This window comes from Fredinandcohnia onubensis (genome assembly GCF_002734215.1).
Classification (GTDB): Bacteria; Bacillota; Bacilli; order Bacillales; family Bacillaceae_L; genus Ferdinandcohnia; species Ferdinandcohnia onubensis.
Window position 1 is genome coordinate 248,632 of the sequence record NZ_NSEB01000003.1, and the last position, 10,847, is coordinate 259,478.

Annotated in this window: 11 protein-coding genes; 8 read left to right on the forward strand and 3 right to left on the reverse strand. The window is 40.3% G+C overall.

The window, feature by feature from the left end; genetic code table 11:
- Positions 1 to 200: 200 nt before the first annotated feature.
- On the reverse strand, positions 201 to 1,406 hold the full coding sequence (locus CKK03_RS03060) for a DUF4317 domain-containing protein (protein ID WP_099361156.1): 1,206 nt from the start codon (positions 1,404 to 1,406) through the stop codon (positions 201 to 203).
- 136 nt (positions 1,407 to 1,542) lie between these two features.
- Between CKK03_RS03060 and CKK03_RS03065 the strand changes: the two genes are divergently transcribed.
- The 3 genes from CKK03_RS03065 (at position 1,543) to pdaA (ending at position 5,829) form a co-directional block, all read left to right on the forward strand.
- Entirely contained in the window at positions 1,543 to 2,772 is a 1,230-nt protein-coding gene (locus CKK03_RS03065; protein WP_099361157.1) for an MFS transporter, read from the forward strand.
- A 114-nt stretch (positions 2,773 to 2,886) separates the two neighbouring features.
- A complete protein-coding gene (locus tag CKK03_RS03070) occupies positions 2,887 to 4,422 on the forward strand; it encodes a fumarate hydratase (protein ID WP_142353994.1) in 1,536 nt (511 codons plus the stop codon).
- Between the two features lie 645 nt (positions 4,423 to 5,067).
- On the forward strand, positions 5,068 to 5,829 hold the full coding sequence (pdaA, locus tag CKK03_RS03075; protein WP_425432838.1) for a delta-lactam-biosynthetic de-N-acetylase: 762 nt from the start codon (positions 5,068 to 5,070) through the stop codon (positions 5,827 to 5,829).
- 39 nt (positions 5,830 to 5,868) lie between these two features.
- Here pdaA and CKK03_RS03080 read toward each other — a convergent pair whose 3' ends face one another.
- On the reverse strand, positions 5,869 to 6,462 hold the full coding sequence (locus CKK03_RS03080; RefSeq protein WP_099361158.1) for a lysozyme inhibitor LprI family protein: 594 nt from the start codon (positions 6,460 to 6,462) through the stop codon (positions 5,869 to 5,871).
- A gap of 101 nt (positions 6,463 to 6,563) precedes the next feature.
- Complete coding sequence (locus tag CKK03_RS03085) at positions 6,564 to 7,076, reverse strand: DUF2269 domain-containing protein (protein ID WP_099361159.1); 513 nt, start codon at positions 7,074 to 7,076, stop codon at positions 6,564 to 6,566.
- Positions 7,077 to 7,249: 173 nt separating this feature from the next.
- Here CKK03_RS03085 and CKK03_RS03090 point away from each other — a divergent pair, with 173 nt between their 5' ends.
- From CKK03_RS03090 to rlmD, 5 genes are all read left to right on the forward strand, one after another.
- Positions 7,250 to 7,573 (forward strand): DMT family transporter, encoded by a 324-nt coding sequence (locus CKK03_RS03090; RefSeq protein ID WP_099361160.1) that lies wholly within the window; start codon positions 7,250 to 7,252, stop codon positions 7,571 to 7,573.
- The gene (locus tag CKK03_RS03095; RefSeq protein ID WP_099361161.1) at positions 7,574 to 7,927 is read left to right on the forward strand and encodes a DMT family transporter; all 354 of its coding nucleotides are present in this window, start codon (positions 7,574 to 7,576) and stop codon (positions 7,925 to 7,927) included.
- Between the two features lie 210 nt (positions 7,928 to 8,137).
- Positions 8,138 to 8,449: a cupin domain-containing protein gene (locus CKK03_RS03105; RefSeq protein ID WP_099355496.1), complete on the forward strand. Its 312-nt coding sequence runs from the start codon at positions 8,138 to 8,140 to the stop codon at positions 8,447 to 8,449.
- 87 nt (positions 8,450 to 8,536) lie between these two features.
- The gene (locus tag CKK03_RS03110; protein WP_099361162.1) at positions 8,537 to 9,403 is read left to right on the forward strand and encodes a DNA-3-methyladenine glycosylase family protein; all 867 of its coding nucleotides are present in this window, start codon (positions 8,537 to 8,539) and stop codon (positions 9,401 to 9,403) included.
- A gap of 13 nt (positions 9,404 to 9,416) precedes the next feature.
- Entirely contained in the window at positions 9,417 to 10,814 is a 1,398-nt protein-coding gene (rlmD, locus tag CKK03_RS03115) for a 23S rRNA (uracil(1939)-C(5))-methyltransferase RlmD (protein WP_099361163.1), read from the forward strand.
- The last annotated feature ends 33 nt before the right edge of the window (positions 10,815 to 10,847 follow it).

Genomic DNA, 10,847 nt, shown 5'->3' on the forward strand with positions numbered 1-10,847 from the left:
GGAGGACGCTCAGCGTTTGTGCTGGGCGTTTGATTGTTTTTGAAAGGGCTAGGCTTAAGAAAAGTGTCTGAATCGTGCCCGATTGACGTCGGAGAAGAGGAAAAGGGTAACGCAAGCGAACAGCCGAATTACAAAAGGTTTGCCTTTATTTTTCGCAATAAAAAAACAGTGGATCCAGAACAAAATCCACTGTTTTTCGTTTAGAAGGAACCAGTAGAACCGTCCCCCTGGTCCTCGGGCCCTTGGTTCTTCGTCTCCAAGGTCAATCCTTCGACAACGACGTCCTCATCGATTTCCAATAACAAGCAGCGCTTGCCTTGGTACATGATGTATTTGACGTATTTGAGCTCTTTTGGATCTAGCGTAAGTTTGGCAACCTTGGTGTTGATTTTGATTGATTTTGGAATTAAGTTACTTGCTTTAAATTCATGTCGTTCGTCATCAATTACACTTTTAAAGGCATGCTCTACTTTAGCGGTATCCACATTTTCAACGCCACTGACCTTCAAGATACGCTCTACGTCTTGGTAGTTGATCATCGGTGGTTCGCTCTCTTCTTCTTCTTCTTCTTCTTTTTCTTGAACAAAGCGATCGATTTCATCATATACGTTTGAAATAACCTCAGATTCTACCTTGTCGCCGATGACATTTTTCAAGATCATTTCAAAGCCAATCCTGTCATCTTCCGCGGTCATGATATCTTCGCAATTCAACACATCGGAAATGAAACTATAGCTAGGCTCATTCGCTTTTCCGGAAGCATAAAGAATATGATTTACGTCTGCTGCATTGTCGTTAAAGGCAGGAAAAAGAAAACCAGTTAACGGAGCAGTTATATTAATAATCGGGTCCAGTTCAGTATTTGGTTTGAATGTTCTTTCAATATAGTCAAAAACCAATGTCTTTTTCGGCTGGTCAATTTTATTCAATGTGCAAAGAATGAGTGGACTGAAATAAACCTCATCAGATCCGCCTAATTCAGATTCAGGGTCGCGTTTTCGAGTTGGTTTTCGGTATTCGGCACGGATGAATGTCACCACGGTGTCAAACTCATAAACCTTAGTAGCATACATTTTCTCGACAATTTGCAGCATTTGCTCTAACCATTCCTCGGTGTCTTCCAGATGTAGCCCATCATACAGAAGGTCGCGTGTGCTATTCTCCACATCATGCATAAACTTCAATTCAAACAACTTCGTATCAAGTTGCCCAGATAATGTCTTTTTAAAGTTATCTAAAAATAATTCCTGCGCTTCTTGTTCTAACAGCTCAAATGGCTGACAAATGTGGTGATAAATCTCACCGGATTCTTTTTTGACATACACATTAAAAATTTCGTTTATTTTTAAGTATTGGTTTTCTAGTTTAAATTGTTTACGGATGTTTGCGATGTCTTTTTTATTCACTAATCTCAACTCCCATTTTTTGATTATACATGTTGGCATCAAAAATTGTAATGATTGATTTTTTCGTGTATGTATGCGCACTACCGGTATGAAAACCCATATATATAAGGTAAAAAGCAAACAGGGGAAGATAGTATTGGGCATGCAATCAAGTAAATTTAGATGGGTTATTTTTGCTTCTGTTTTGTTTACGTATGTAGTCATGTCAAGTCAGCGAACCGCACCTGGATTAATTACAGACCAATTAATGACGGATTTTCAAGTAACAGCAACCACGATTGGACTTCTCACGAGTATCCAATTTTTTGTATACACAGGTCTACAAATGCCAATGGGAATCTTGGCTGATCGATACGGACCTAACTTTTTCCTGATACTAGGTGCCATCCTTACAGGCGTTGGAACCATCATTTACAGCTTGGGAACCCATGAAGTAATCCTCTTTTTTGCAAGAATCCTAACAGGAATAGGGGATGCAACCATTTGGGTGAACTTAGTGCTGATTTTAAGCAGATGGTTTAATGAAAGAGAATTTGCCCGGCTAATTGGTATCGCAGGCATGACCGGTAGCCTTGGTTTCCTGATGGCAACTGTCCCTTTTTCAGCATTAATTGTTTTACTAGGTTGGCGAGGCGCTTTTCTTTCAGGGGGAATTCTACTTTGTTTGTGTGGAACTTTTCTTTATATTGTACTTGTCAAAAAGCCGGGCCATCCGATGATTGAGAAAAAAGAAGTTCAACGTGAAAAAACATCGGTGTTACTCCGTCGAATTTTTACCAATCGGCAGGCATGGGCGTTGTTCTTATGTCACTTTGGACTTGTTGGAGGGTATTTAGGTTTTATCGGTTCGTGGGCAGTACCTTATGGAATGGATATGTATGGCTTGACCCGATTGGAAGCAAGCCAGCTTATTATGTTTAGTCTGATTGGTGCGTTAATGGGTGCACCGTTAATCGGCTGGATTTCAAGTCGATTAGGGTTAATCAAACGACCTTATATCATTTTTCATATTGTCACGGTGTTATGTTGGTCTACTTTTCTTGTTTTCAGAGAAGGACCCCCATTATTCTTGCTCATTTCCCTTTTCTTTATTATCGGATTTTCGTTCGGTTCAAATTCTCTAACCTTTGCCGTTGTTCGCCAAACGTTCCCAACAAGTGAATCCGGAATGGTATCAGGATTTGCAAACACAGGTGGATTTTTAAGTGCTGTATTGCTTCCAGCTATTTTCGGGGGTGTATTAGACCATGTTACCGCTGGATACTATTATGGCTTTATCATTCCCTTGATTTTTTCAATCTTTGGTTTGATAGGAGTGAACCTCATAAAAGAAAAACCTCAAGTTGCGACGATTCCCGTAAGATAAAATCTGGAATCGTTTGCAAATCCCTTTCCGAAAAAAATAGATAGGAGTATAATGAAAATTGTGATTATAAATAACATGTATAAAAACGGGGATATAAGGGAAAGGGGAATACAGATGGATAAGCTACAACAAAGTATGTACAAGTTAATTGTAGAGACATCAACAAGACTTCCAAAGGATGTACGTAGAGCGGTTGCTCGCGCAAAAGCGAGTGAAAGTGCGGGTACTCGTGCTGCTATGTCTCTTTCAACCATCACCAATAATATTTCAATGGCGGACGTGAACGTATCTCCAATTTGCCAAGATACAGGTCTACCAACTTTCAAAGTGAAAACTCCTGTTGGAGTGAACCAATTAAAAATCAAAGCTGCGATCCGTGCAGCAATTGTAGAAGCAACAAAAGACGGAAAGCTTCGTCCAAACTCCGTGGATTCATTAACAGGTAAAAACAGCGGGGACAACCTTGGTGAAGGTGTTCCAGTTATTAAGTTTGAGCAATGGGAAAAAGATTACATCGATGTTCGCCTTATTTTAAAAGGTGGCGGGTGTGAAAATAAAAACATCCAATACAGCTTACCTTGTGAATTAGATGGACTTGGTCGTGCGGGCCGTGACTTAGACGGTATTCGTAAGTGTATTATGCACTCTGTGTACCAAGCACAAGGACAAGGCTGTAGTGCTGGATTCATCGGCGTTGGAATCGGTGGAGACCGTACTTCAGGCTATGAGTTAGCAAAAGAACAACTTTTCCGTTCTGTTGAAGATGAAAATCCAAACGAAGATCTTCGCAAACTTGAAGAATACGTAATGGAAAATGCAAACAAACTAGGCATTGGAACAATGGGCTTCGGCGGCGAAACCACTCTACTTGGTTGTAAAGTTGGCGTTATGCACCGTATTCCAGCAAGCTTCTTCGTATCTGTTGCGTACAACTGTTGGGCATATCGCCGTCTAGGTATCACTCTTGATGCTGAAACTGGTGATATCAAAGATTGGTTATACAATGAGGGAGAGGAAATTGACTTCTCTAAAGAACAAGAAGAGGTAGAAGAAGTAAAATCAGAAACTCGCGAAGTTGTGCTACAAGCTCCAATCACTGAAGAGCAAATTCGTGAATTAAAAGTAGGTGACGTGGTTAAAATCAATGGCCGTATGTTCACAGGTCGTGACGCAATCCACAAACATCTATCTGAAAACGATGCACCTGTTGATCTAGACGGACAAGTTATTTACCACTGTGGTCCGGTAATGCTTAAGGATGAAGATGGAAAATGGCATGTAAAAGCTGCTGGCCCAACGACAAGTATTCGTGAGGAACCTTACCAAGGGGACATCATGAAAAAATTCGGCATCCGTGCTGTAATCGGTAAAGGCGGAATGGGACCAAAAACACTCGCTGCACTTAAGGAGCATGGCGGAGTTTATCTAAATGCAATCGGTGGAGCTGCGCAATATTATGCAGACTGCATCAAGTCAGTTGACGGCGTTGACTTAATGGAATTCGGTATTCCAGAAGCAATGTGGCATCTATCTGTTGAAGGCTTCACTGCCGTTGTAACCATGGATTCACACGGCAACAGCTTACACGCGGATGTTGACAAATCATCATTAGAAAAACTAGAACAATTCAAAGAGCGTGTATTTGCTTAATTTGAAATGGGCCCGTTACGTAATGTGCGTAGCGGGTTTTTTGTTGCTGTTTGGGGGTTAGGGCACAAATAATTGGAATCTGGTCACAAATGTTGAAGGTTAGGGAACAATAAATCAGAGCTAGGGCAGAAATAATGAAAGATAGGGCACAATTATTCAAGTATAGGGAACAAATCTCAATTGATATCAGTCAGCCAGAGCTCAAAACAGTGCATTTTCCGAAAAACGATCATTAAAAATTAAAAATAACTATCATAAATGTTTTGTAGAGCATGCTCACTTCAAATAAGGAAGAGCATGATAGTTAAGATCATTTTAAAAGTACAAGCTAAGAGTGACATGTATGGCAAGATGAGGTTCGCGGTACACGCTCAAACCGAAAATGTTCTAGCATGTCCCGAAAGACAATCTCACGCTACAAGCTCGGCAAAAAGTACACTCTACCATGCCCTGCAACCCCAACCAACAACACACCACCAACCCACAAATTTTATACATCCACCCAACAAAATCTTTTTGGTAATGGATTCGTGCATGAACTCCCTAAATGTGGTAAAAACTAACTCTACTACTAACGGAGTTTGGGAGGTTTTACTTTTGAAAAGGCTTTTGGGCTTACTTCTTCTTTTAACTGTTACCTTTTCATTGGTTGGTGCCCACCAGGCAGCAGCAGCTTATTCAAATGCACCCATCCATTGGGGTTTCAAAAAAAGCAAGAACCATGAACCGGCATCAGCGGGTGAGGAGTATGATAAACTACTCGCAAAATATGGCGCATTTTATATTGGAGACACAACCAAAAAAGACATCTACCTAACCTTTGACAATGGCTATGAAAATGGCTATACCGAAAAAGTTCTCGATGTATTAAAGGAGAAAAAGGTACCTGCAACCTTCTTTGTAACCGGACACTATCTAAAAGATCAGTCCGACCTTGTTAAACGAATGGCAAAGGAAGGTCATATTGTTGGCAATCATTCATGGTATCATCCGGATTTAACAAGTGTGAGTGACGAGCGACTCCGAAAAGAATTAGATTCAGTAAGGGAGGAAACGAAAAGGCTGACGGGGCAGGATGTCACCTATCTTCGACCACCGCGAGGTATTTTCAGTGAACGCACCCTAGGATTATCAAGGGATTTGGGTTATCAAAATGTGTTTTGGTCACTCGCATTCGTTGATTGGCATATCAATAACCAAAGAGGTTGGGAGTATGCCTACAACAACATCATGAAACAAATTCATCCAGGTGCAATTCTGTTGCTGCATACTGTATCAAGGGACAATGCGGAAGCGCTTGGTAAAGCCATCGATGATTTACGAGAGGAAGGGTATACCTTCCGAAGCTTAGATCACCTAATGGCGGAAAAATCCATTAAAGAAGAGCTCCTATTCAATATGAACTAGATAGGAAAAGGACTTAGAATCTCCTAAGTCCTTTTTAACTTACATATATTTTTCAACTAATTCATAGCATCTTTCTTTGGTGACCTGTGCTTGTGTGTTTGTTTTTACTAAAGACTCCATTGTGCCACCTTTGTACTGTTCTGCTTCTTCACTTGCCGCCTTATATTTCTCTTTGATCCAACGGCGTTGTTCTTCTCGTAACTCATCCATTTCTTCAGTCGGAAGTTGTTTCTCAAGTTCTTTCCAGATTTTATTTAGGGCATCGTCCCAGGCTTTAAAGTTTGCCGCCGCAATTTCATCCATCTCAAGTTGTGTTTCACCCTCAGGCTGGCTTTCGATTTCCTTTTCAATCGCTTCGAGTTCACTTAAATATTGGATCTTAAGAGGACTGTCTTCTGTCGCCCCTTCGACGTTAGTGTCTGTAGACTCTGTATCGACATTTTCATTAGTAGAATCTTCTTCTTGAGTAGATTCAGAAACTTCAACAGTCTCATTTGAATCAACTTTTTCTGAGTCAGAAGTATTTTCTTCGTTTCTAGTTGGTTCTTCTGGTGTTAAACTAGTCTCCTTATCTGTATTTGAACAGGCAGCCAACAAACCTAATATGACAATTAACAGTAAAAACTTCTTCATTGCAAAAACTCCTTGTATAATTTGTTCTATGTAAACTACTTTAACAAAAATGCATGTATCGTCAAATTATATCGTAAAAACGATAAAAGAGCTGTAAGTTTTCAGCTCTTTTTCTGTGGTACTTTTTTCTTCCGCCAAGGTTTAAGGTATGAAATAATAAAAATAAAAATGGTAACTGCCACTTGAAAATAGACGGCATATTGTCTCATTAAGTGGTTTTGAATGAACACGGGGTTGGTCAAAGCTAATTCCCGTTGAGTTTCAAGGAGTTCCATATTGGTGATCATTAGCTTGTCTATAATAAAAATCCCAACAATCGTTTGAATTACATATAGTACGAATTTCACGCAAACCCAACGATGCTTGAAAAAGCCCCAGTTTGTAAAGAACCCATAGGTCAGCCCCACTAATAGTGTGCCAATTGCACCCCAGCGAACAATGTTATCACTAATGATTACGATATTTTTATATCCCAAATAGGACTCATCAAATTTAGTAAAATCAAGATGAATATTAAGGGCAAGGGAACTTAATATTCCTCCGAAAAAGACTACGACTAGAAAGACGTGAATGATTTTTAACCATTTCATCCCTTTAGGTCCGATTTTTTTCATCTTCCAATACCTCCCGTGTTTTCTTGAACAACATCATCCATTTTACGCCGAGGAGGAAAGTTTAAAAATATGCCTCAGACGTAACTTTCACTACAACTGAGGTCCTATATTTTCTAAACTTGACCGAGGATGTAAAATGGAGAAAGAGACTTTTTAAGGTAGGAGGAATCACAATGAATGCATACATCCTTTTAATTTTTGCGATTATTAGTGAAGTGTTCGGCAGTTCGATGCTTAAAGCAACAGACGGGTTCAAAAAGTTCCTGCCTTCTTTAGGAGTCATGATTGGATACGGTCTAGCATTCTACGGTTTATCACTTTCTTTAACAACTTTACCACTCGGAATGGCATATGCGATTTGGGCAGGAGTAGGGACAGCACTAACCGCATTAGTCGGAATCATCGTCTATAAAGAACATGTTGATCGGAAAAAAATCCTTGGATTCTTCTTAATCATCGGTGGAGTCATTTTACTAAATGTCGGAGGGGGTCATTAAATGAGAGGATATTTTGCATTATCTATTTCAATAATTTGTGAGATTTTTGCAACCGCCATGCTAAAAATGTCAGAGGGCTTTACTGTTCTTTTTCCGTCGGTCGGTGTCATTATTGGTTATGGACTTGCTTTTTATTGCTTATCCTTATGTTTAAAAACCCTTCCATTAAGTTTGGCGTATGCGATTTGGTCTGGTGTTGGAACAGCATTAACAGCAGTCATTGGTGCGCTTGTGTGGGGAGAGGTTTTTAGCACGCTTAAACTAGCAGGTATCATCTTAATTATCGGTGGAGTGATTTTATTAAATTCTTCGAAAAGCGAAGAAATTGAGAATTCAGAAGCTAAAGCACTTTAATAAAAGAGCATATCCTCTTATCCCACACTTAACGGGCAGTAAAACTCCCACTTCAACATTCTAAGGAATAAAAGAAGATAGGGTAGAAATCAACTGCCCGTAAAGGTCCGATTGGTTCAACTAACCATCAGTGTGGGATGAAAAAAATCCCCCACTGATGGAAGTTTCACTTTATAATGAAAGGGAATACATAATAAGGGGGACAAGGAAATGGTTGGAGAATGGGAAAACGCAGAACCAGGGGTAAAACGTAAAATTTTCCCTCCAGGTGAATCAGTAATGATGATGGAGGTGCACTTTGAAAAAGGTGCGGAAGGCTACCAACATAGTCATCCTCATGAACAGTTCACGTACGTCATGAAGGGAAGCTTCCAGTTCACAATCGAAGGTGAACAAACAACGGTATCCCAAGGAGAAACGATTTTTATTCCAGGGAACCATAAACATGGAGTTGTGGCACTAGAAGAAGGTATTTTACTAGATACATTTACACCGCTTCGTGAAGACCTACTTAATAGATAATCAGTGAATCCTCTTGCTTGCAAGGGGATTTTTTTTATGCGTAAATGGTATAATGTGTACTAACACTTAAGAATTGAGGTTGGTTCTATGTGGGAGAAAACAGTGCATGTACAGCCGCCATATAATTTCGATCGCGTCCTAGACCGGCTATCGATAAATCCACTTATCGATTTAAATAAAGATGAACGCTTAGTGAAGGTATCATTTTATATTAAAAATGAACCTGTGGTTGTCACCGTAAAAGCAACTGGAACAACAGAGATCCCAACTTTCGTAGTCACGGGTACTCAAACTGATTTAATGGAACAGGCTTTGCAGCAAGTTTCTCACGTTTTTCAATGGGATGTACCATTAGATAAAGTCCAGAACCATTTTTTACAAACAGACCTCAGTGATATTTTCATAGAACATCGCGGGACACCATTAGTCTTGGATTTTGATCCGTATTATTGTTTGATGAAGTGTATCATCCATCAGCAGCTCAATATGACGTTTGCGCATACACTGACATCACGGTTTGTCACGACATTTGGCGAAGAGCTTGAGGGAACATGGGTGCATCCTCGACCTGAAAAAATAGCCAAGTTAACGGTTGAAGATCTGAGAGAGTTGCAGTTTAGTGGTCGGAAGGCTGAATATGTGATCGACACATCAAAACTGATTGCAGCAGGAGATCTAACACTAAGTGACCTCCAATCGAAAACAGATAATGAAGTCATAGAGACTCTTGTAAAAGTCCGTGGAATTGGAAAATGGACCGCAGAAAATTTTCTTTTATTCGCGTTGGGACGGCCCAATCTATTCCCGATGGCAGATATCGGAATCCAAAATGCCATCAAAAAATTATACAAACTTGAGAAAAAGCCATCCTATGAACAGATGGAAGAATACAGCAAGCCATGGGAACCATACTTAAGCTATGCCTCCTTGTACTTATGGCGGAGCATCGAATAGAAAGTTGTGTGTAATGATGAAACAACAAAAAGAAAACCAAGCAAAATTACAGGTGGGACAAACATTTCCCCTTACAATAAAACGACTCGGAATTAACGGAGAAGGTGTCGGATATTTTAAAAGGCAGGTCGTCTTTGTTCCAGGAGCGCTACCAGGTGAAGAGGTAGTCGTTGAAGCAACAAAGGTCCATCCGAAATTCTCTGAAGGAAAGATTAAAAAAATCCGCAAAAAATCAGAACATCGGGTAAAGCCACCATGTCCAATCTACGAACTATGTGGCGGTTGCCAGCTGCAGCACTTAGATTATCGTCAACAATTGAATGAGAAGCGGGACATTGTTGTTCAAGCTTTTGAACGCTATGGCAAAACGCCGATTGAAAAGCTCAATATAAAAGACACAATTGGCATGGACAACCCGTGGAACTATCGAAATAAAAGTCAGTTTCAGGTTGGACTTGATAAGCAAAAGGTGATTGCGGGACTCTATGGCCTTAATTCTCATAAGTTAATCGACATTGCGGACTGTATGATTCAACATCCTGCAACAAGCAAGGTCACTCAAACTGTAAAAATGATCCTACAAGATTTAAAAATATCAATTTATAATGAACGAAATCGAAAAGGTCTTGTCCGAACAATCGTCACAAGAGTAGGCGTCCAATCGGGAGAGGTTCAGGTTGTCTTAATTACAGCCCAAAAAGAAATCCCACGTAAACAATTATTAATAGAAGAGATCACGAAACGCTTGCCAGAAGTGAAATCAATCATCCAAAACATCAACGGCCAAAAGACTTCACTCATTTTTGGAGACGAATCGATTCATTTACACGGAAGCGAGGTTATTCAAGAAACCCTTGGAGATCTTTCGTTCGAATTGTCAGCCCGTGCATTCTTCCAGTTGAACCCTGAGCAAACCGTCAAACTATATGATGAAGTAAAAAAGGCAGCACAGCTAACAGGCAAGGAAAAAATCGTTGATGCCTACTGTGGAGTCGGAACAATTGGATTGTGGCTAGCAGATGGAGCCGCTGAAATCCGCGGAATCGAAATCATCCCAGAAGCGATCGAAGACGCAAGAAAAAATGCAAAAAAACACGGCTTTGAGAATGCAACCTATGCCGTAGGAAAAGCAGAAAAGCTCCTACCAAAATGGGTAAACGAAGGCTGGCGCCCAAACGTCATCGTCGTCGACCCACCGCGCACAGGCTGCGACGATCAATTCTTACAAACTGTGTTAAAAGTGAAACCGAAGAAGATGGTGTACGTTTCTTGTAATCCGTCTACATTGGCGAAGGATATTCAAGTATTGTCGAAGCTTTATAAAGTGGAATACGTGCAGCCAGTGGATATGTTTCCGCATACGGCGCACGTGGAATGTATCTCGCAACTCATTTTAAAAGAAGGCAACTAACCCTTGTAAAATGTACCCTATAGAGTAGACACA